The organism is Streptomyces spectabilis (assembly GCF_008704795.1).
In the GTDB taxonomy this organism is placed as follows: domain Bacteria; phylum Actinomycetota; class Actinomycetes; order Streptomycetales; family Streptomycetaceae; genus Streptomyces; species Streptomyces spectabilis.
This window is the reverse complement of record NZ_CP023690.1, coordinates 778,135-797,635: the sequence shown is the minus strand read 5'-3', so window position 1 is coordinate 797,635 and position 19,501 is coordinate 778,135. Positions and strand designations below refer to the sequence as shown.

General features: G+C 70.2%; 21 protein-coding genes. 9 read left to right on the top strand and 12 right to left on the bottom strand.

What is annotated here, in order from left to right; translation table 11 throughout:
- Window positions 1-84: 84 nt before the first annotated feature.
- Window positions 85-663 carry a helix-turn-helix domain-containing protein gene (locus CP982_RS03365; protein WP_150509084.1) on the top strand — a complete coding sequence of 193 codons (579 nt, stop codon included), beginning with the start codon at window positions 85-87 and terminating at the stop codon, window positions 661-663.
- Between the two features lie 98 nt (window positions 664-761).
- Here the strand turns inward: CP982_RS03365 and CP982_RS03360 are convergent, their stop codons facing one another.
- Window positions 762-1,031 carry a hypothetical protein gene (locus CP982_RS03360; protein ID WP_150509083.1) on the bottom strand — a complete coding sequence of 90 codons (270 nt, stop codon included), beginning with the start codon at window positions 1,029-1,031 and terminating at the stop codon, window positions 762-764.
- Between the two features lie 191 nt (window positions 1,032-1,222).
- On the bottom strand, window positions 1,223-2,062 hold the full coding sequence (locus CP982_RS03355) for an SDR family oxidoreductase (RefSeq protein WP_150509082.1): 840 nt from the start codon (window positions 2,060-2,062) through the stop codon (window positions 1,223-1,225).
- 92 nt (window positions 2,063-2,154) lie between these two features.
- Between CP982_RS03355 and CP982_RS03350 the strand changes: the two genes are divergently transcribed.
- Complete coding sequence (locus CP982_RS03350; protein WP_150509081.1) at window positions 2,155-2,526, top strand: winged helix-turn-helix transcriptional regulator; 372 nt, start codon at window positions 2,155-2,157, stop codon at window positions 2,524-2,526.
- An 87-nt stretch (window positions 2,527-2,613) separates the two neighbouring features.
- On the opposite strand, the gene CP982_RS03345 is transcribed toward CP982_RS03350, so the two are convergent.
- The gene (locus CP982_RS03345; protein WP_150509080.1) at window positions 2,614-3,051 is read right to left on the bottom strand and encodes a hypothetical protein; all 438 of its coding nucleotides are present in this window, start codon (window positions 3,049-3,051) and stop codon (window positions 2,614-2,616) included.
- An 824-nt stretch (window positions 3,052-3,875) separates the two neighbouring features.
- Between CP982_RS03345 and CP982_RS03335 the strand changes: the two genes are divergently transcribed.
- On the top strand, window positions 3,876-4,406 hold the full coding sequence (locus CP982_RS03335; protein ID WP_150509079.1) for a hypothetical protein: 531 nt from the start codon (window positions 3,876-3,878) through the stop codon (window positions 4,404-4,406).
- 84 nt (window positions 4,407-4,490) lie between these two features.
- Here the strand turns inward: CP982_RS03335 and CP982_RS03330 are convergent, their stop codons facing one another.
- A complete protein-coding gene (locus CP982_RS03330; protein ID WP_150509078.1) occupies window positions 4,491-5,225 on the bottom strand; it encodes a S1 family peptidase in 735 nt (244 codons plus the stop codon).
- Window positions 5,226-5,625: 400 nt separating this feature from the next.
- On the opposite strand from CP982_RS03330, the gene CP982_RS03325 reads away from it, so the two are divergent.
- On the top strand, window positions 5,626-7,407 hold the full coding sequence (locus CP982_RS03325) for a serine/threonine-protein kinase (protein WP_229878825.1): 1,782 nt from the start codon (window positions 5,626-5,628) through the stop codon (window positions 7,405-7,407).
- 148 nt (window positions 7,408-7,555) lie between these two features.
- Window positions 7,556-8,518, top strand: coding sequence for a prolyl aminopeptidase (gene pip / locus CP982_RS03320; protein ID WP_150509077.1), 963 nt, complete (start codon window positions 7,556-7,558; stop codon window positions 8,516-8,518).
- 54 nt (window positions 8,519-8,572) lie between these two features.
- On the opposite strand, the gene CP982_RS03315 is transcribed toward pip, so the two are convergent.
- Window positions 8,573-9,001, bottom strand: a complete 429-nt coding sequence (locus CP982_RS03315) for a cupin domain-containing protein (RefSeq protein ID WP_150509076.1) — start codon at window positions 8,999-9,001, stop codon at window positions 8,573-8,575.
- A 106-nt stretch (window positions 9,002-9,107) separates the two neighbouring features.
- On the opposite strand from CP982_RS03315, the gene CP982_RS03310 reads away from it, so the two are divergent.
- Complete coding sequence (locus tag CP982_RS03310; RefSeq protein ID WP_150509075.1) at window positions 9,108-9,905, top strand: SDR family oxidoreductase; 798 nt, start codon at window positions 9,108-9,110, stop codon at window positions 9,903-9,905.
- A gap of 76 nt (window positions 9,906-9,981) precedes the next feature.
- Here CP982_RS03310 and CP982_RS03305 read toward each other — a convergent pair whose 3' ends face one another.
- The 5 genes from CP982_RS03305 to CP982_RS03285 all read right to left on the bottom strand — a co-directional run bounded on the left by CP982_RS03305 (window position 9,982) and on the right by CP982_RS03285 (window position 15,483).
- On the bottom strand, window positions 9,982-10,299 hold the full coding sequence (locus CP982_RS03305) for a serine hydrolase (RefSeq protein WP_150509074.1): 318 nt from the start codon (window positions 10,297-10,299) through the stop codon (window positions 9,982-9,984).
- Between the two features lie 156 nt (window positions 10,300-10,455).
- A complete protein-coding gene (locus tag CP982_RS03300; protein ID WP_150509073.1) occupies window positions 10,456-11,928 on the bottom strand; it encodes an FG-GAP and VCBS repeat-containing protein in 1,473 nt (490 codons plus the stop codon).
- Window positions 11,929-12,283: 355 nt separating this feature from the next.
- Window positions 12,284-13,345, bottom strand: coding sequence for a hypothetical protein (locus tag CP982_RS03295; RefSeq protein WP_150509072.1), 1,062 nt, complete (start codon window positions 13,343-13,345; stop codon window positions 12,284-12,286).
- Window positions 13,346-13,662: 317 nt separating this feature from the next.
- Window positions 13,663-14,889, bottom strand: coding sequence for a hypothetical protein (locus tag CP982_RS03290; RefSeq protein ID WP_229878823.1), 1,227 nt, complete (start codon window positions 14,887-14,889; stop codon window positions 13,663-13,665).
- A 219-nt stretch (window positions 14,890-15,108) separates the two neighbouring features.
- Complete coding sequence (locus CP982_RS03285) at window positions 15,109-15,483, bottom strand: potassium channel family protein (protein ID WP_170316344.1); 375 nt, start codon at window positions 15,481-15,483, stop codon at window positions 15,109-15,111.
- A gap of 199 nt (window positions 15,484-15,682) precedes the next feature.
- On the opposite strand from CP982_RS03285, the gene CP982_RS03280 reads away from it, so the two are divergent.
- Window positions 15,683-16,621 (top strand): DMT family protein, encoded by a 939-nt coding sequence (locus CP982_RS03280; protein WP_229878822.1) that lies wholly within the window; start codon window positions 15,683-15,685, stop codon window positions 16,619-16,621.
- Here the strand turns inward: CP982_RS03280 and CP982_RS41505 are convergent.
- Window positions 16,618-16,800: a hypothetical protein gene (locus CP982_RS41505; RefSeq protein WP_170316343.1), complete on the bottom strand. Its 183-nt coding sequence runs from the start codon at window positions 16,798-16,800 to the stop codon at window positions 16,618-16,620. The two genes, CP982_RS03280 and CP982_RS41505, sit on opposite strands and share 4 nt — an antisense overlap.
- A gap of 266 nt (window positions 16,801-17,066) precedes the next feature.
- Window positions 17,067-17,522: a nucleoside deaminase gene (locus tag CP982_RS03270; RefSeq protein ID WP_150509070.1), complete on the bottom strand. Its 456-nt coding sequence runs from the start codon at window positions 17,520-17,522 to the stop codon at window positions 17,067-17,069.
- A 193-nt stretch (window positions 17,523-17,715) separates the two neighbouring features.
- On the opposite strand from CP982_RS03270, the gene CP982_RS03265 reads away from it, so the two are divergent.
- Together CP982_RS03265 and CP982_RS03260 are read left to right on the top strand one after the other, a co-directional pair.
- Complete coding sequence (locus tag CP982_RS03265) at window positions 17,716-18,243, top strand: DM13 domain-containing protein (RefSeq protein ID WP_150509069.1); 528 nt, start codon at window positions 17,716-17,718, stop codon at window positions 18,241-18,243.
- A gap of 127 nt (window positions 18,244-18,370) precedes the next feature.
- Window positions 18,371-19,480, top strand: coding sequence for a winged helix-turn-helix domain-containing protein (locus CP982_RS03260; RefSeq protein ID WP_229878820.1), 1,110 nt, complete (start codon window positions 18,371-18,373; stop codon window positions 19,478-19,480).
- The last annotated feature ends 21 nt before the right edge of the window (window positions 19,481-19,501 follow it).

Genomic DNA, 19,501 nt, shown 5'->3' with positions numbered 1-19,501 from the left:
ATCGGCTCTGGTGACGTGCCGACAGCATCGCCACGGCTGTTCCGCGGTTGCAAGGAAAGTTGCGGATGCGCAAAATCGGGCGGCATGGACACCCCCGCTGACGACGTTCTGGCCGGAGTCGGGCCGCGGCTGCGCGCGCTGCGCCGGGCGCGCAACGCCACGCTCGCCGCACTGGCGACGGAGACCGGCCTCACCGCGAGCACCCTCTCCCGCCTGGAGAACGGCAAGCTCCGCCCCACCCTGGAACAGCTGCTGCCCCTGGCCCGTGCGCACGGCGTCCCGCTGGACGACCTCGTCGCGGCGCCACCGACCGGCGACCCGCGCGTGCACCTACGGCCGGTACGGCGCTCCGGGCTCGTGTTCGTGCCCCTGACCAGGCGGCCGGGCGGCATTCAGGCCTACAAGGTGATCTATCCGCCCGCGGGCCAAACCCCCACCACGCGGAGGCGGACCCATGAGGGCTACGGGTGGTTCTACGTCCTCGACGGGCACCTCAGGTTCGTGCTTGGCGAGGAGGAGTATCTGCTCGGCGCCGGCGAGGCGGTGGAGTTCGACGCGCGCGTGCCGCACTGGATCGGCAGCGCGGACGCCCGGCCCGCGGAAGCGCTCGTCCTAGTCGGCCCGCAGGGCGAGCACCCGCATGTGACACCGGCCGGGCGCTGAGGAGTTGTGCTGACGCCCGGGCCGCGATGTCGATGGAAGCGGCGCGTACGCACCTCGGCCCCGAGCACTGCCACCCGGGGCCGAGAGGTACGTTCCGGTCAGCGGGTGTCCTCGGTGGCTGCGGCCCGGTTGCCGCGGCCGTTCAGCAAGGTGCACCCCACCATCACCAAGCCGATGGCGATGACCTTGGCGGCTCCGTGGTAACCGGCCGCCAGTTCCTGCGGGGTGCCGGGCAGTCGGAAGAGGATGAGTGCCGCGAGACCCCCGAAGACGATCAGCGCGATGGACCCCCACGTCCCGAGGTCCGCCCACCAGGGCTCCGGACCGTAGCCCTGCTCACCGGTCTGCTCAACGTCCTTGTCGGCCACGGTCTGTTCTCCTGGGCATATGCGTCTGATGGCGGTCGCACGGGAAGACGTGGGCCTGGTGAAGAAGGTTCCACCAGGTCAGACTCGGTCAGTGGGGTGCGGTGCAGCGGCGGTGGGCAGCCCCGCGCGGCTGTGGTCGCACGAGGCCGCCCGGACGCTTCGGTTGAGTCGCGCCCCGGCTGAGTCGTGCCTCAGCGGAAGACGGCGATGTTGCGGGCGACCCAGTCGCTGAAGGGGCGTGGCGCACGGCCGATGACTCGTTCCACGTCCGGACTGATCCGCAGTTCGGCGGGGTTGGGGGCGGAGATGATGTCCAGGGTGTCGTCGGCGAGTTCCGCCGGAACGAAGCGGGTCATCATGGACTTGGCCTCGTCGCGGGTGAGTTCGTGGAACCGTACGGGCGAGCCGAGCGCGGCGGCGACGGCCTCCGCTTGCTGTCGCGGCGTGATCACCTCCGGCCCGGTCAGCTCGTACACCCCACCGGTGTGCCGGCCGTCGAGGAGGCAGGCCGCCGCGACCTCGGCGATGTCCGCCGGGTCGATGACCGGCACCCCGACATCGCCGAAGGGTGCCGCGACCACCCCTTCCGTACGGACGGATTCCGCCCAGGCGAAGGCGTTGGAGGCGAAGCCTCCCGGGCGCAGGACCGCCCAGTCCAGGCCGGACTCCCGCAGTGCGTCCTCCAGCGCGCGCATCGCGATCCGCGTCGGGCCGAGCGGCCTGGTCGCCACGCCCTGCGACGACAGCAGGACGACCCGGCGTACCCCACTGGCCGCGGCCAGCGCGACGATGTCGGCGGGCCTGGCCTCGGGGGCGTGCAGATCGCCGGACAGCAGGAGGAATAGGGCCTTCGCCCCGTCGAGGGCGGGTGTGAGGCTCGTCGGCCCGGCCAGGTCGGCCACCACGTGCCGGACCCCGCCCGGCACCGCCGCCGCGTGCCGCGACACCGCCGTCACCTGCTGGCCCGCCTCGGCCAGGGCCTGCGTCAAGGGCCGGCCCACATTCCCGGTAGCCCCGGTCACCACGATCATGTTCAGCTCCTAGTCCGTTGTGCGCTTCGGCAGTTGACGCTAGGAGCCGGACTTACTCTCCGTAAGGACGTACCCAGAGGTAAGCTCCCGACATGAGGGAAGGCGCGCAGGTGACACAGGACGCGGCGGACCATCGGTATGAGGTGTTTCACACCGACTGCCCCGCGCGGGACGTGGTCGACCACGTGACCAGCAGGTGGGGTGTCTGGGTGCTGATCTCCTTGCGGAACAGCGACCTTCGCTTCTACGAGCTGCGCGACAGCATCCAGGGCGTCAGCGAGAAGATGCTCGCCCAGACCCTGCGTGCGCTGGTCAAGGACGGCCTGGTCCGGCGCGAGGTCGAGCCCACGACGCCCCCTCAAGTCACCTATGGACTGACCGAGTTCGGCCAGGACGTGGGCGAGCCGCTGACGGACCTGTTCGACCGGATCACACAGCGGCTGCCGTCGCGGGACCCGAGGTAGTGGTCTCTGCGTCACGCTCGGCGGCGCCGTAGGGGGGCACCGGGCGGGATCGGCCGGGTGCCCCGTAGCCGTTGAGGCGCGGGCTGCTCAGGCCGGGCGCATGGAGTCGATGTAGCCGCCCCAGGCGGCGCCGTCCCAGGAGACGATGAGGTGGGTGCCGTCCTTGAGCTCCACGGTGCCGCGGGCGCGACCCGAGTCCTTCGTCTTGCAGTTCAGCGTGAGGATCGACTCCTTCTTGCCCGGTTCGAGCGTGCCCGGGCAGGCGAGTTCGCCGGTGGTGGTGACCTTGGTCCCGGCGATGGTCATCGTCGCGATCGGGCTCTTGTTGATCGGCTTCCATGTCCCGTCGAAGCCGTCCCGGGTGGCGCCACCGTCGTTCTTGGCCTTCTTGTCCTGCTGCGGCTTCGTGCTGGACTGCGCGGCCGGGCGTTCGGTGTCGTCGGCCTTCTTGGAGTCGCCTCCACCGCAGCCGGTCAGCAGAACCGCGGACAGACCCAGCGCCATCACGGTCATGGCCCTACGCATCGTCTTCCCCCTCCATGACGGCGCTCGTCGCGCCGTCGCATCTCCTTGCTATGTGCTGCCACCAGCGGGAACGCCCTTTTCGAGGCCACGGCAGCACCACCGGTCACGCTACCTCCCTGGTGTCACGGCACCACGCCCTGGGCCTGCCGCGGCCGCGGCGCGGGCGGTGCGCCTTGGACGCACCGGCTCCAGCACGACCTCTTCGCGCTCTCCGGACCTTCCGTGCCGCGCGATGTGGCATGGTAGATCGACTTGTGATGCGAATGTCCGAGCGTCTGCGTGGGGGGACCTTCATGCGCCTTCGTACCGTCGCGGCTTCTGCCGCACTCGTCCTGTGCGCCACGACGGCCGGAACTGCCTGCTCGTCTTCGTCGGATGCCACGGACACCACCCGGCCCGCGGGCCCTGCCGTCCCCACGAAGTCCGCCTCTGCCGAAGACCTCAAGCGTCACATCGAGACAGGCGAACGCCAGACGGGCGAACCGAGGATCGGTGGACAGGACGCGTCGGACATCACGGAGTGCGCGACCTCCGCCGCCGAGATTCCGGAGAAGTGTGCTCTCGATCTGTCATTCGCGCAGAGCAGCGATGGTGAGCCGGGTGCTGGGTCACCTGACGAGCAGTAGGTTCGGCCGGGCCGCCTGAAATGAAAGGCGGGCTGTATGCATCGGGCGCCCACCGCAGCACCATGAACCGCGCGCCGACAGAACCGCGCGCCGACAGAATCCCCTTCCACCGAGTATGCAGATCCATTAACCTCACACCCTGTTCACATGTGAATCAGTGGCCTCGAATCCGGGGCCAGGGGGCGGGGGTAGTGGATCGTGCGCGAGAACTGGCATGTGAAGGTGAGCGTTCTCGCTGGTGCGTCAGCACTTGCGCTCTCGGTCGTCGTTTCGACGCCGGCATGGGCTGACGAATCCTCAGGGGGATTTGAGGAAGTCCAGATGCCGGGAGATGTGGAGATTATCGAGGGCGTCGCCCCTGCGCCCGGCACCGTGGATCCGCTCCTGGGAGGAACGTACAAGGCCGCCGCCGTGGTTTCCGGCGCGTGCCTCGGAGCGACTTCCATTTACGGTGCCAAGGGCTGTTACCAGCCCCGTGGCGACGTCGTCTGGTCCCGCGACACGGAAAAGGACGGCATGTCCGCAGCCGTCGGGATCTACACCGACTACGGTCGGCCCGCCGCCGTGTGCATCAACACGCTCGGCGCGGACACGTGGGCGACTTGCAACAAGGACTACCGCGAAAGCGGGAAGGTGCGCCTGCGGATCCTGCGCTACAACGGCGACAACGGCAAGTTCTACCAGCCGGAGTCATGGTCCGGCTGGATTCCGGTCGACGGGCAGTACTGACCTGCTGCGCAGGGCCTGGCCACTCGTTCGCGGCGGGGCACGGCGTCGGCCGAGCCGACGCCGTGCCCGCGTGCCGCGTCGGGGTTATCGCCGGATGACCGACCGGATCCAGGAGAGCTGCTGGGAGACCTCTCCGGCCTGGGCGCTCTTCTCCCGGTCGGAGCCGTTGAAGACGCCGATGAGGGTTTCGGTGCCGCGCGGGCCGATGGTCATCACCGGGCCTCCGGAGTCACCCCCGGCGGGAATCCCGGACACCTTCTTCATGCAGAAGTCGGGGCCGCCCGGTGCGGTGTGGCCCGCGCACAGGGGGTCGTTGGCCCGGACGACCTTCAGCTTCGACTGCTTGAGGACGGGGGACTGGCAGGAGCTCTCGTCGGTGGTGCAGGTGGCGCCCCACCCGTACTGCCGCACGAGCTGGCCGCGCTTGACGCCGACGGTGGCCAGGCGCGCGGTGGGGACGTTCATCGGCGCGACCTTGATGAGCATCATGTCGGCGTGCGCGCTGCCGACGCGCTTGCCGCGCAGGGGGCGGACCGTGGTGCCCTTGCGCATGTCGAGATGGCCGACGCGGAAGGAGATCCGCTTGTCGGCGACCGGCAGCGCCTGCTCGTAGAAGCAGTGCGAGGCGGTGAGGATCCACTGGCGGGAGACCGCTGTGCCGGTGCACGCCGGTTTGCCGTCGACGAGCATGCGCACGGCCCAGGGGCCGTAGGTGCTCTTCGACCCGCCGATGACGGCGGAGGCAGGGGTGGACGACACCACTGAGCCCGCGACCAGCGCCAGGGCGGTCAGCAGCAGTACACGAACGCGACGCGCCATGCAGAACAACTCCTCTTGAGGGGGTACAGCCGTACAGGTAGTGAGAGACCCCGCTGAGCAAAAGCGTTCCGGCTGAGCCCTACGACATCAGGACGGCAGTATGACAAGTTCCGGTTCCCCCGGTCGCAGCCAGGTCGTTCCTTCCCTCCCTGCCCCGCTTCGGGGCCGAGGTAGGGAGCGCGGTGTGTCGGTCATGCGCCCTTTGTCCAGGGAGCGTCCGCGTCATGGGCATCTTGGTTCGGGACGCGATCGCTGAGGTGCGTGAGCTCGTGAAACAGCCCCCGCGCGGTGTGGTGACACGGAACCATGGATCCTTGACGACCCGCCGGAGGGGCACGGGGCCGCGGCATGTGCGGCAGCGGCCCTTCAGGGCCGCACAGCACGGTAAGGGGGGCGCGGGGTGGCGACGTTCGAGACTCTGGAGCCGGAAGACCCGCGGCAGGTGGGGCGCTACCGGATCGTGGCGCGGCTCGGCGCCGGAGGCATGGGGCGGGTGTATCTGGCGCGCTCGCCCGGCGAGCGTCTGTTCGCGGTGAAGGTGGTGCGTCCGGAGTTGGCCGAAGGCGGCGACTTCCGGCGCCGCTTCGCCCGTGAAGTGGCCGCTGCCCGGCGGGTCAGCGGGGCCTTCACCGCGGCAGTGGTCGACGCCGCCCCCGACGCCTCCCCGCCGTGGCTGGCCACCGTCTACGTACCCGGAATCGCGCTGGGGGAGGCGGTCCTCCGGCACGGCCCTTGGCCGGCCCGGCCGGTCCTCGCGCTCGGCGCCGGACTGGCCGAGGCCCTGGAGGCCATCCACTCCGCCGGTATCGTCCACCGCGACCTGAAGCCCTCCAACATACTCCTGGCCGCCGACGGCCCCCGCGTGATCGACTTCGGCATCTCGTTCCAGAGCGAGGCCAGCAAGCTGACCCAGACCGGCATGGTGTTCGGCACCCCCGGCTTCATGTCCCCCGAGCAGCTCACCGGCCACCCCGTCGGACCGGCCAGCGACGTCTTCGCCCTCGGCGCGGTGCTGGCCTACACCGCCATGGGCACCGGACCGTTCGGCACGGGCGCCCCGCACGCCCTGCACTACCGCGCCGTCCATGAACAGCCCTGTCTGGCCTCCCTGCCAACCGATCTCCGTACCGTCGTGTCCGCCTGCCTGGCCAAACCGCCCGAACAGCGCCCCACCGTGGCCGCCTTGCTCCACCGGCTGACCACCGCGGGCGGCACGCGCGGGGACACCTCCGCCGTCATGCGGCTGCTCGCCGAACCCGGCTGGATGCCCGCCCAAGTCGCCCGCCTCGTCCGGGACCAGACCAACCCCGCCCTGCTCCGCACCCCGCCCGTGGCGACGCAGCCCGACGCCAACGCCTCGGCCGCCGCACCATCGGCAACCGCCGCCGGAACGGCGGCCCCTGATGCCCACCGGGGCCGCACCATGACCGGACGACGGCCTGCTCCGGCCCCCGAACCGGCCTCCCCGCCGATCGCTCACAGTCACCCCAGGCTGCTTCCCGTCGCACTGAGCGCGGCCCTGCTCCTGGTACTCGGTTCCGTCCTGTACGTGCTGAAGGAACAACCCTGGCGATCCGGCACCCAGACGCACTCGGCCGACCGGCCCGGCTGCGACAGAACCGATGCGGCGGTCTCCTGGAGGGCGGTGGACACCACCTCGACCTGCTCCTCGTACGGCACCACATTGCGCAAACTCCGAGACGCGAACGGCCTCATCGCCGAGAACAACGCGGAGCTCCAGTTCCGCGTGAGCGACCGGTCCTTCCCGTCCCACTACCGGCTCTCGGTCGACGTCGACGCGCTGACCGAAGCGGACCCCACCGCACAGGGAGCCTGCGCCGGGTTCGCCACCCACACCAACGGCTCAGGAACGACCTTCGAAGAATTGGCGGTGTGTTCGGGCTCCGGCACCACCGGAAAATTCAGCCTGATCAAGGTCCTCCACGGCACCGAGATCGACCGCGACGAGAAGCCCTTGCCCCCCGGAGGCGGCCCCTTCAACCTGACAGCCGACGTGTCGGCGGACACGGTCACCTTCTCCGTACGCGCCAGCGGTGGCCAGTCCAGCTCACTACGCACCACGGCCGTGGCCTCGACGACCAGCCATGTCGGCCTCACGGTCTTCTGGAAGACCGCAGGCGCCCACGCCACGTTCTCGAACTTCCGCTACGAACCCCGGTAAGCCGCGCCTCGGCCGGTGTTCGAGCCCTCCTGACGTATGGCTTCAGGCGGGATCTTCATCGCATGGGAGAGCCGTGCGCCAAGTGGCCGGCCCGGAGCCATGCCGTAGTGTGCCCAGGTCGTTGGCACCGGCGTGAAGGAGTCTGGGCATGCGTGAGCTGTACCCGCCGATCGAGCCGTACGAGAAGGGGATGCTCGAAGTCGGCGACGGCAACTCCGTGTACTGGGAGGTCTGCGGCAATCCGGCGGGCAAGCCCGCGCTGGTCGTCCATGGCGGGCCGGGATCGGGCTGTGGCACGAGTGTGCGCCGGTTCTTCGATCCGGCGCGGTACCGGATCGTCCTGTTCGACCAGCGCGGCTGCGGCCGCAGCACCCCGCACGCGAGCGACCCCGCAGCCGACATGCGGCACAACACCACCCCGCACCTGATCGCGGACATGGAGCGGCTCAGGCACCACCTGGGCATCGACCGCTGGCTGCTGTACGGCGGCTCCTGGGGCTCCACTCTGATCCTGGCCTACGCCGAACAGCACCCGGAGCGGGTGTCGGAGATCGTCATCTCCAGCGTCACCACCACCCGGCGTTCGGAGATCGAGTGGCTCTACCGAGGTGCCGGACGATTCTTCCCCGAGCAATGGGAACGCTTCCTCGCCGGTGCTCCCGGTACGCCACGGGACGGCGACGTCGTCGCGGCCTACGCCCGCCTGATGGAGCATCCCGATGCCGCCGTGCGGAACAGAGCCACGGCCGACTGGTGCGCCTGGGAGGACGCGGTCCTGTCCGGGGAGACGCACGGCGCCTCCAACCCGTACGGCGGCCGGCCCCCGGCCGCCCGGCTGGCGCTGGTGCGCATCTGCTCCCACTACTTCTCCCATGGCGCGTGGTTGGAGGAGGGGGTGCTCCTGCGCGAAGCCGGTCGTCTGGCCGGCATCCCGGGTGTCCTGGTCCACGGCAGGCTCGACATGGCCGGGCCCCTCGACACCGCGTGGGAGCTCAGCCGCTCCTGGCCCGGCGCCGAGTTGATCGTCGTAGAGGATGCGGGTCACCTCGGCAGCACCACGACGCACGACCATGTGCTCCAGGCCCTCGACCGATTCGCAGCCAACCCTTGAACCCGAACCGGTGGGCATGGGGCGCGCGAGCGGCTCGACGGGGCCGTACGTTCGCTACGAGGCCACCGTGCTGGCCGCTGTCCCGCATGAATGATGGTGGCCAGACGCGGATTCGCCCTCATCCGTCACTTGATAGCCGGGGATCGAGGGCCAGCGGACCGTCAGCACCACGGACGCTTCCTCGGCGAACCAGGAATGGTCGACGCCTCGGCCCCACACGACGTAGTCGCCCTGCCGGGCCAGAAGCACACTGCGCCCCGGCAGTTCCACGCGGAAGCGCCCGCTGATGAGGACCAGCAGGGCGGTGCGCTCCTCGCCGGTCACCCACTGGGCCCGTTCGTCCCCCTCAGGATGGACACCCCACTTGATCTCCAGGGCTTCGCTGTGCCGAGGGTCGGAACCATCCTTGAAGTGTCCAAGGAGCCACCCCCGGTCCAGTGCCGCGTCCTCGCCCGCGTTCCCCACGTACACACCGTCGTTCATGGAGGCGGACGGTAGCAGCCGCGCGCATCAGCACTGTGCCCAAGGGGCCTCTGCTCCGGGGAAAAGCGATTGACGCTCCGACACGGGGTGTGGACGATCGTCGATCGTGACTACCGATCAGGAGCAGTCCGCCCATGAGCAACTACCCTCGGCCGCCCGCCCGTTGGCTCTGGTCACCGGTGTGGGCCGCACCGTCGGTATCGGCGGTGGCATCGCTCGCAGGCTGGCGGCATCGGGCTGGGACATCGCCTTCACCTACTGGAGCCCCTACGACGACCGCATGACGTGGGGCCGGGAATCCGGCGCGAGTGAAGCGATCGGCCGGGCTCTGGCCGAGCACGGCGCGTCCACCGCGGCGATCGAAGGGGACCTCGCCGACCCGGACACCCCGGCACGCATCTTCGACGAGGCCGAACAACGGCTGGGCCATGTCACGGCGCTGGTGATGTGCCACTGCGAGTCGGTCGACTCCGGCCTGCTCGACACCACCGTGGAGAGTTTCGACCGGCACTTCGCCGTCAACACGCGCGCCACCTGGCTGCTGATCCGCGAGTTCGGACGCCGCTTCGCCGCGGCCCCGGGCACCGGCCGGATCATCAGCCTCACCAGTGATCACACCGTCGGCAACCTGCCCTACGGGGCGAGCAAGGGCGCCCTGGACCGCATCACCCTGGCCGCCGCCAGCGAACTCGCCCACCTCGGCGTAACCGCCAACGCGATCAACCCCGGCCCGATCGACACCGGCTGGATGTCCGAGGAAACCCGTGAGCAGTGCATCCGCAGCACTCCGCTCGGCCGCCTCGGCACCCCCCAGGACACCGCGCACCTCGTGGACTTCCTGTGCTCCAGGGAGGGCGGATGGATCAACGGTCAGCTCCTGATGAGCAACGGCGGCATCGACTGACGCACCAGGTCCATTCCGCGGCAACCCAGGTTCGCAGCTGCGCGGGCCGGGAAGTCGTCGCCGCAACGGCCGTTGTCTACGCCTCGAGCGGGCCGAACTGGCGCGTGTGCGGCTCGGTGGCCAGGTCATGGCCGGTCAGCCTCTCGATGATCAGGCCCAGGAGGGTGTAGTTGGTATTGGAGTAGGACCACTTCTCGCCCGGCTCCCCGGTCCGGGGCCGATCACGGCTCCACCGCACCAGATCCAGCGGCCGGTAGTGCGTCGTGAAGTCGAAGACGTCGAACGAGGGGTCTCCCTCGCTCCCGTCCGGGTTCGGCTTCCCGGCCCACCAGTCGGGAACGCCGGAGAGGAGCCGGGACTTCCTCAGCGGCAGAAGCCCCTTCCCGTACGGCATGACACGCTCCCCTTCGTGACGACCTTTCGGAGCCGGGGCGTCACGCCACCGGCACGGACCGCTGTGGTCCGTGCCTCTCTGGAAGGCGGGAGACTGTTGCGGTGGGGTATGCGCATGTCGATACGCGCGCGATAGGCCCGATCCTCGACGTCCCCCTCAGCCCGCGAGCATCGCGCCGAACGCGGAGTACTTCTTGGACAGGCCGAGCTGCCCCGGCCCGAATCCCGTCGCGGCCGTCGTGGAGTAGGGGACGGAGCCTCGCGCGCCCGGCAGGTGCCAGAGCGCGCCCGCGTCGGCGTTCGCCTGGGACGAGGCGACGGTGAGGTCGGCGCGGCCGTCTCCGTTCACGTCGGTGGCGAGCAGCGCCTCGCCGAAGGCGTTGGAATCCGCAGGTGCACCGGGCACGCCCGCGCTGTCCTGGTGTACGGCCGCAGCGCCCGCCGTCGTCAGGCCGGACGCCGCACCGCGCAGGTAGACCACGGCACCCGCGCCGTAGAGATAGGGGTCCGCCCCGTACGTCTTGCCGGGCACGCCGACCGCCAGGTCCGCGCGGCGGTCGCCGTCGAAGTCACCGATCGCGACGGCCGAGCCGAAGCCGTCCCCGGTCGCCGACGCGCCGGGCACGCCCGCGCTGGACTGCGTGAGGGTCTTACGACGGGTCTTGCTCGGCCCCGACTTCGTCCCGTAGATGACGCTGATCTCTCCGCCCTTGGAGCCGGACGGTTCGTCGTCGGGCTCGTCGGGGTTGCCGAGGGCGATGTCGCCGTAGCCGTCGCCGTTGAGGTCGCCGACGGCGGCCGTCTTGCCCGCGCGCAGCTTGGCGCCCTTGGCCAGGCCGGACGCGGTGCCCTTGTAGAAGACGGCGGCGCCCAGGACGTCCTTGCCGGTCTGGAGGCCGGTGACGATCAGGTCGGCCTTCTTGTCGCCGTTGACGTGCCCCGCGGTGAGTCCGGGCCTCTCCAGCGGGGCCTGGTAGGTGGTGACCTTGCCGGTGCGGCCCTGCTGGGTGAACGGGCCCCGGATCAGGCGGATCCGGTACGCGTTGCGGCCCGTGTCGCTCTGGGCGGCCACGGCCAGGTCCGGCTTGCCGTCGCCGGTGAAGTCGGCGGCGGCCAGACCGATGCCGAAGGAACTCCCCCAGAGGGGCTGGGGGTTCTTCACCGTGGTCGCACCCGACAGGCCCTTGCGGGAGCCCCATACGATCACCAGCGCCCCGGCGGCCTCCTTCCGGCCCGCCTTCTCCTTGGGCGCGGACACGGCGAGGTCGCTGTAGCCGTCACCGTTGAGGTCCGCGACGGCGAGCTGACTGCCGAACTCGTCGTTCTTCTCCGCCGCCCCCGGGACCCCGGGAGAGTTCTGGCTGATGACGGTCCGCCGCGCCGTCTTGGCCAGGCCCTGACCGGTGCCGTACGTGACGACGACCTGACCGGCCCACTTCTTGCCGCCGACGGTGGCAGCCGGGGCGGCGACGGCGACGTCCCGGTAGCCGTCGCCGTCGAAGTCGCCGCTCAGCCGGGAGGGGGCCGGGGCGGCCGTCGCCGCCACGGGGACGGCGAGGAGGCCGGCCGTCAGAGCGGCGGTCACGGCTGTGGCGGCCGTCAGACGTACGGGGGTGATGCGCGGGGTCATGCGGGGGATCTCTCCTGGGGAGCATATTGGCCTGGACCTAAGGAGGACTGGCAGGCGCGGAAGGAGGTTGTACCCGGGGCCGAGGGACGTACGTCACATCTGTACGCAATGGGTCCGGTCCCCTCTCGGCCCATGCCGAAGCCCAGACGCCTCCGCCCGAGCGGAGGCGGGATCGCAGTCGGCGATGTGGCTGTCGCACCAGTCGAGTGGACCGGGACCGGGCCGGTCAGCCGGACGGTGAACGGCAGGGCACGGGTGGGGCCGGGAACGTGTGACACGTTCCCGGCCCCACCGACCGCTGAGTCCGGCGGCCGATCAGATGGTGATCCCCCGTTCACAGGGCCTGCGCAACGGCCTATGCGTTGGGGTCGCAGACCTTGTTGGAGTTCGTCGACTCGCAGGGGATGGTCGGCAGGGTCCAGCGGGCCCACTCGATCCGCTGGCGGTCGCTCCAGTAGGGAGTCTGTCCCTTCTTGACCTTGACCGCTTGGGCGTACTCGGCCTCCTGGTCGAGATCGTTGTAGTTGAACCCCTGATCCATGTAAACGCTGTACTTGCCGGGAGTGCTGCCCCAGTTGACCGTGTAGTCGGTGCAGTCCTTGATGGGGAAGCTCACCTCGACGCCGAAGCCGGCGATGCCTGTGGTCACCGTCGCGTTGAACATCTCGTTGCACCGGGACTGGGTGGTACGGGGTTGCTGGTCGATGTTGGAGATGAGCTTCGACTCGTGCCCCGGCTTGGCGTAGGAGCCGAGGTACATGCCGACGACGGACCAGTTCTTTCCGGAGATGTCCACGGGGCGCCCGACCGCCCAGCGCTTGTAGACCCACACATCATGGTTGGACGCGGGGCCCACCTTGCACTTCTGCCAGTAGGAGTACATGTACCCGACACCGAGCATGGTGAGCTTCCATTGGCCTGTCTCGCTCGTCAGTGGGCAGTCGAAGCCCCCGCTCACTGTGGTGGAGGTGCCCGCGCTGCCGGCGGAGTTCTGCGACGCCTCTGAGGCGCTCTCGCCGAATGCCTGCGGCACGTCCTGGACGTCAGCGCTGAAGCGCCCGTCGTCGTGCTTCTTGACGGTCACGGACTTGATGTCCGTCTCCTTGGGCACGGTGAGCAGGACGTCGTGCCCGAGGTCCACGACGTCGACGTCCGCGCGGGTCAGATCGTTGTCACCCCGCCGCTGACTCTCCCGCAGATAGGAAGTGCGCTCACGTTCGCGAGCCGGGGCCGCGGCCGAACTGGTACGAATCCCCTTGGCTTCGGCTGCCCGGGACTGCGCCCGAGCCTGACGGAACTCGTCGGCCGAAACGGAAACGACGGTCTCGTCCGCGCTCGTTGCCGGTGCGGGGGCCGCCTGTGTGGCACCTGTTGACACGGTCGCTGCGGTGACGAGCGCCGTCGCGAGTAGCGCCATGCGTCCCCTTGGGTGTTGATGCACGATGTGATTCCCCTCCGATGTGTGCACCGCTCCTGCGGGCGGCGTGCGGACGTGCCGTGACGGAGGACCGCTTCTCGCGTTGCGGAACCGTCAGCGTGCACCCCCGGCTGGCTCGCTCTACGCGGCGGGAGTCAGTGCTCTGCCCCTTGGTGGTACGCGTTCAAAGTGCCGCGAGCGCCCGCGAATTGTCGTTGCCCATGCGCGCAGTCGACTTGCCGTTCCACGCACGAGCCAGTCGTACGCCGACGTAGGCACGGTGGCCACGGAGGGAGTCCGTCGTTCGTGGCGGAGGATCAGATCTTTTGCAGCACGTAGGTTCCCGTGCCGTCGGTGTTGCCCGCGCTGTACTGGCGCATGGCGGTGTCGTCCACCACGCGCTCCTGGCCGACCATGTGTCCGTTGGCCTTGAGCTGGAGGCCTACCAGGTCGCTGCCGGGGACGTCCCGGTAGAGGTAGAAGCGCTGGTAGTCATCGGCGGTGCGGCAGGGGTCCATGCGGAACATCGCACCCTCGGTGTCACTGTGGTCCGTCATCGTCGCGCACCGGCCCTTGTACCCGTTGACCAGGGCGTACTCGGTCCGGCCGTTGCTCTGCGGCCCCTCGCACACACTCCATGTCGCGCCCTCCGGCAGGCGCGGACCCGGGCGCAGCCGGAAGTAGTCGCCAGCACCGAAGGTCGTCCAGTACAGCTTGCGGTCCGGGGTGCCGATCCGGTACGTGTCCGGCAGGCAGGTGAAGCCCGGTGGCGCGGCGCTGGTCCCCAGCTCACTGTTCACGGACGCCTTCTGGTCCTTGTGCGCCGCGCGCGGTGCGGGAGCCTTTTTGTCCGGCTTCCTCGCCGCCGCGCCGTCGCAGCCGAGGATCTCCTGCGCCTTCTTCATGATGCTGCTGGCGGGCACCTGGTCCTCGCAGCGGATCGCGCCCTCCTCGATGGTGGAGAAGGTCGTGTACTGCCCGCCGGGCCGCTCGGTCCACTGGGTGGCATACGTGCCGTCGTCCCGCTGGACACGGTCGCAGTTCAGGCTGCCGTACTCGCCGGTCACCTTTCGCGTGCCCTGGTAGAGACCGTAGTAGCCGGGCTGTGTGAAGTTCCAGGTGATGGTCTGTTCCGCGGCGCTGGTGGTGGCGGTGGTCTTCTGCACCGTTCGGTTGATGGACGCCTCCGCCTTGAAGAGGACGCCGAAGTCGAAGTTGGTCTTGATGGTGGTCGAGGTGCCGACCGCGACCGTGACCTGCGTCTGGGTGCTGAGCTTGACCGCCTGGCTGCCCGTCGAGCCCCCCGTGACGAAGTATCCCTTGAAGTGCGTGATGGTCGGTTCGACCTTGACGCTCTTGGTGAACGGGTACCGCTTGCCCAGGTCCGCGGACGTACACGCCTCACCGGCCTTCGGGTCCACCGCCGCGACGGCGGGGCTCGCGAGAGCCGTCACGCCGGCCAGCGCCGAGGTCGCGACGAGCGCGAGCGCGGCCGTGCCCGTGGTGAGGCGGCTGAGCATGGGATGCACCTGTCTGAACCGCATGGTCCCCTCCCGCAGTTGGTGGCGGTGGCGACGAAGCCCCGCCGCTCAGGAAAGCTTGCGGCAACCTCCGCGACGGCAATACGACGGAACCAGGCATGCCCATGACCAGATATCGACGGTGCGGCCCATCCGGACGGGTGGGTGGGGTCCCCTCGTAGCCGGACACGGTTACGACGGACCCAGTCAGCCCGAAGACCCACCTCCCCCCGCCTGCCGGAGTCAGTCGTCTCCCTGGTGCCGCTGCCTACGGGCCTTCGCCCGGGCCACCCGCCTGGCGTTCGTCGTGGTGAAGGCCCGGGCCAACTGGGTGGCCAGGGCGGCGAAGGCCCCGACCGCGAGCAGTCCGTACAGCACCGTGAAGACCTTCCCCGAAGCGGTCACCGGCGCCAGATCCCCATAGCCGATGGTCAGCCCCGTACACACCGCGAAGTACAGGGAATCGAGCACGCTCCAGCGCTCCTGGCCCGTATAGAACACGGTCGCCGAGGCCCACAGCAGCGCCAGCGCCCACGCCGTCCCCCGGAACGTAGGGCTGCGCCACGCGGCCCGCAACGCTCCGCCCAGCCGAGCAAACATGATCACGAGACCGAACACAGGGGCACCGTAACCGCACCCGGGCCCCGCACACCGGACCCCTCGCCGAGGCAGCCTCGCGGCACGTGACGTACGTAACGCGCAGCGGCCCCGCTTCCAGCAAGGCGGACGGCACCGGCGAGGCAACGTCGGGACGCCGCAGCGCATCTACTACGCGGGGGTGCCGCTCGGCCCTCCTCGCACGTGAACGGAGCTTTTAGTGATCATCGGCCTCCTGACGGCTGTCGCGGCCTCGGCCTGCTACGGCACGGGATCGGTCCTGCAAGCCGTGGGATCCCGCAAGTCGGCCCGTCGGGAGGCGGCCGCAGCGTCCTCCACCGGCACCACCCAGCACGGCGGACCGAGCCTGTCGTCCACCGCCAAAGCGGCCATGACCTGGGAGTTCATGGTCGGTACGGCGCTGGACTTCGTGGGCTTCGCCCTGGGCGCGCTGGCCGCCCGGCTGCTTCCGCTGTTCCTCTCGCAGACCGTGATCAGCGCCAATCTGGTGATCACCGCGCTCCTCGGCATCAAGCTGCTCGGCATCCGACTGTCCCGTGCCGAGTGGGGCTCCATCGGCGTCGTCTGCGCGTCCCTGGTCATGCTGGCCACGGCGGCCGGGGCGGAGGGCGAGAGCCGCGGCTCACACGCGGAGCACTGGTGGCTGCTCGCGGTCACGGTGCTGCTGATGGGCGGTGGCACCCTGCTTGTCCGCCGACTCGGCTCCCGCGGCGCCATCCCCGCCGGTCTCCTGTCGGGCCTGGGCTTCGGCGCCATCGGCGTGGGCGTACGAGTTCTTGAAGGGGTGGATCCGTTCGACCCGCTGACCCTGATGGCCGACCCCGCCCTGTACGCGATCCTCATCGCCGGCGCAGTCGGCATGTACCTGCACACCGTCGCCCTCCAGATCGGATCAGTCAACGGCGCGACGGCAGCGCTGGTCGTGGGCGAGACGATCCTGCCGGGGATCCTCGGGGTGGTCTGGCTCGGCGACTCCTCACGCCCCGGATTCCTGTGGCTCGCGATCACCGGCTTCGCCCTGGCCGTCGCCGGAGCCGTGGCGGTCGCCTGGTACGGCAAGCCGGACAGTACGTCCCCCCACGGACCCGCCGACGAGGACCGGCCCCACCCCCGGGACAAGGACCTCGCACGCGCCTAGGGGCTCGCAGCCAGCGTGACCCGGACGATCAGGCGGCCACCGGGGGCGGGCCGTCGTCGTGCCGCCATGGGCGCGTCCTCTTGGCCGTTGCGGCTCACGCTCACCCTCACGAAGGCGCCGGGCGCCTCGGTGCTGTGAGCGACGGCGTTCTCGACGAGGTTCGTCACCAGCTGCCTCAACAGCGTCGCGCTACGACATCCTCTTCGCGGACGAGCCCACCGGCAGCCTCGACCACGAGACGGCCGACGGGATCATCGACGTCTTCCCGCAAGCTCGCCCACGACGACGGCAAGTGTGTGATCGTCGTGACCCGTTCCAAGGAGGTCGCCGCCGCGTCGGACGAGGTGCTGCACCTCAAGCGCGGCAAGCTGACGACCTAGCCCCGAAGGCACCTGCGGTCGGCGGCGCCCGTCGGCGGGAAGGCGGCGGGCCCGATCGCGGTGGCCTACGCCCCGATGTCCTCGTTCCACAGGTCCGGACGGGCCTTCGTGAAGTCCGTCATCAGGGCGACGCATGCGGGGTCGTCCAGGATCACGACGTCCACACCGTGCTCGGTCAGCCAGTCGTGTCCGCCGCGGAAGGTGCGGGTCTCGCCGACGACGACGCGCGAGATGCCGAACTGCCGGACCAGGCCGCTGCAGTACCAGCAGGGCGAGAGCGTCGTGGCCATCGTCGTACCGCGGTACGACCGCTGCCGTCCTGCCGCGCGGAAGGCGGCGGTCTCCGCGTGGGCCGAGGGGTCGGAGTCCTGGACGCGGCGGTTGTGGCCGCGGCCGAGCAGGGTCGTGCCGTCCGCGGCGTACAGGGCGGCGCCGATCGGGATGCCGCCCTCGGCCAGGCCCGCCCGTGCCTCCTCCAGCGCGGTGCGCAGCATGCGCCGGTCCTGCGATTCGCTCGGCATGAGGCTGTCCTCCGGAGGGTTCGGGCGGCACGGTGCGCTCAGCCTGGCACGTGCCGGTCCGGGCGGCCGGTGGAGCGGTGTGAGGTGTCGGCGGGGCACGTAAGACTTTCGTCATGGGATTCCGGGAGTGCCGGGGACGCCGTTCACGTCGTACAGGGCAGGAGCACACCCGATCACTTCGTGGAGGCAGCACATGGGACGCGTACGGCGCACGCTCGGCAGGCCGTGGTTCATCACGGTGGTGGTCACCGGTGTCGTGCTGGTGGGCGCGGGCCTCTACTGGTTCCAGCCGTGGAAGCTGTGGGTGGACGAGACCGTGCGGGACCCGCTGCCCATGGCGGAGGCCGGTAGCGGCGCGCAGGCCCCGCCCGAGGACCTGGCCAGGGGGAAGCTGATCAGCCATGAGCACGAGACCAGCGGGTCGGTCCGGATCCTGCGCCTCGCGGACGGCACCCGCGTCCTGCGGTTGACGGACCTGAGCACGAGCAACGGGCCCGCCCTGAAGGTCTGGCTCACCGACGCGGAAGTGAAGCCGGGCAAGGACGGCTGGCACGTGTTCGACGACGGCCGGCACGTCAGCCTGGGCGACCTCAAGGGCAACAAGGGGGACCAGAACTACACGCTGCCCGCCGGTCTCGACCTGAACCGGTACCGCAGCGTCACCATCTGGTGCGACCGTTTCGACGTGTCCTTCGGCGCCACCGAGCTGAAGCGCGTCTGACCCGCGCCCCGGCTCGTGCCTGACGCCTGTGCGGCCCGTAGGCACCACTCGACGTGATTCGGCCTCGACCGGGCCACGGTCTTCCCGGAGGATCGACCCGAACTGTGGTGTACGGGGCGGGGGAGTCGTGGTCTACCGCATTCACTTCACGGTCGACGATCTGGCGCGGACACGGGTGTCGTCGTGCTCGCTGCCGCTGATGGAACTGAGCGCGGCCGTCCGCACCCTGCAACAGCGCGGCCACGCGGGGCGCTTCGGGGCCTGGCGGCGGCGTGCGCTGGCCGATCTGCGCCCCGAGGCGCGGATGGTCCTCGAACTGATCCGGACGCGCCGCTGGGCACCGGACTTCCTCACCCGTGCCGACGCGGGCTCTCCGGAGGAAGTCCTTGAGCGGGTGCGCGCCACACCGCGCTCCCGGATCCGCGGCGACCTGGCGCACGTGGCGGCGGACTGGCCCCTGCCGTCCTGGGCCCGTCAGCTGGCCGACGACCGCGAGCTGTTCCGGCGGCTGTGCGACAGCCTGGACCACACGTTCAGCGTGCTCCTGTCCCCCCACTGGCAGCAGATCACCAGCAACGCCACGGCCGAGGAGGGCATGCGGATGCGGCAGGCGCTGACCGGCGGCATGGAACACCTCCTCACCACGGCGAACCCCCACTGCGTCCGCTGGAGCGCCCCCGTGCTGGAGGTCACGATGGCCTCCGGCCTCGACGGCGACCTCCACCTCGAGGGACGCGGGCTGCTGCTCGTCCCGTCCTACTTCGGGCCGAAGTGGTCCGCTGTCTGCACCGCGTCGCAGCCGCAGCCCGTACTGACGTATCCCGCCCACAGTCTGTGGGACGGAAGCGAACTGCGGGGCGGGAGCGGCCCGTGGGGCGGGAGCGGCCCGTGGGACGGGAGCGGCCCGTGGGACGGGAGCAGTCCGGGGGACGGGAGGTCTCGCGTCGCCCCGTCCCCGCAGGCGGAACGCCACAGAGCGCCGCCGTCGGCACTGGTGGCGCTGCTGGGGCCCACCCGCGCCGCCGTGCTGAGTGCCGTGGCGGAACATCCGGGCTGCTCCACCAACGAGCTCGCCCTCCTGACCGGCGTCGCGCCGTCCAACGCGAGTCGGCACGCCACGACCCTGCGCGGCGCCGGGCTCGTGCGGACGGTCCGGTACCGCAACACGGCTCTGCACACGGTCACCAGCCTCGGCACCACCCTCCTCGACTCCCCGCGCGGCCTCCCGGGCGGCTGACGCTCCCGTGCGGGGCCCGCA

What these genes read in the sequence shown, in the direction of transcription:
- CP982_RS03300 (WP_150509073.1), bottom strand. Translation starts at nt 11,928, where the DNA reads ATGACCCCGCGCATCACCCCCGTACGTCTGACGGCCGCCACAGCCGTG.
- CP982_RS03350 (WP_150509081.1), top strand. Translation starts at nt 2,155, where the DNA reads ATGAGGGAAGGCGCGCAGGTGACACAGGACGCGGCGGACCATCGGTAT.
- pip (WP_150509077.1), top strand. Translation starts at nt 7,556, where the DNA reads ATGCGTGAGCTGTACCCGCCGATCGAGCCGTACGAGAAGGGGATGCTC.
- CP982_RS03295 (WP_150509072.1), bottom strand. Translation starts at nt 13,345, where the DNA reads ATGGCGCTACTCGCGACGGCGCTCGTCACCGCAGCGACCGTGTCAACA.
- CP982_RS03355 (WP_150509082.1), bottom strand. Translation starts at nt 2,062, where the DNA reads ATGATCGTGGTGACCGGGGCTACCGGGAATGTGGGCCGGCCCTTGACG.
- CP982_RS03365 (WP_150509084.1), top strand. Translation starts at nt 85, where the DNA reads ATGGACACCCCCGCTGACGACGTTCTGGCCGGAGTCGGGCCGCGGCTG.
- CP982_RS03330 (WP_150509078.1), bottom strand. Translation starts at nt 5,225, where the DNA reads ATGGCGCGTCGCGTTCGTGTACTGCTGCTGACCGCCCTGGCGCTGGTC.
- CP982_RS03315 (WP_150509076.1), bottom strand. Translation starts at nt 9,001, where the DNA reads ATGAACGACGGTGTGTACGTGGGGAACGCGGGCGAGGACGCGGCACTG.
- CP982_RS03345 (WP_150509080.1), bottom strand. Translation starts at nt 3,051, where the DNA reads ATGCGTAGGGCCATGACCGTGATGGCGCTGGGTCTGTCCGCGGTTCTG.
- CP982_RS03265 (WP_150509069.1), top strand. Translation starts at nt 17,716, where the DNA reads ATGGGACGCGTACGGCGCACGCTCGGCAGGCCGTGGTTCATCACGGTG.
- CP982_RS03290 (WP_229878823.1), bottom strand. Translation starts at nt 14,889, where the DNA reads ATGCGGTTCAGACAGGTGCATCCCATGCTCAGCCGCCTCACCACGGGC.
- CP982_RS03305 (WP_150509074.1), bottom strand. Translation starts at nt 10,299, where the DNA reads ATGCCGTACGGGAAGGGGCTTCTGCCGCTGAGGAAGTCCCGGCTCCTC.
- CP982_RS03270 (WP_150509070.1), bottom strand. Translation starts at nt 17,522, where the DNA reads ATGCCGAGCGAATCGCAGGACCGGCGCATGCTGCGCACCGCGCTGGAG.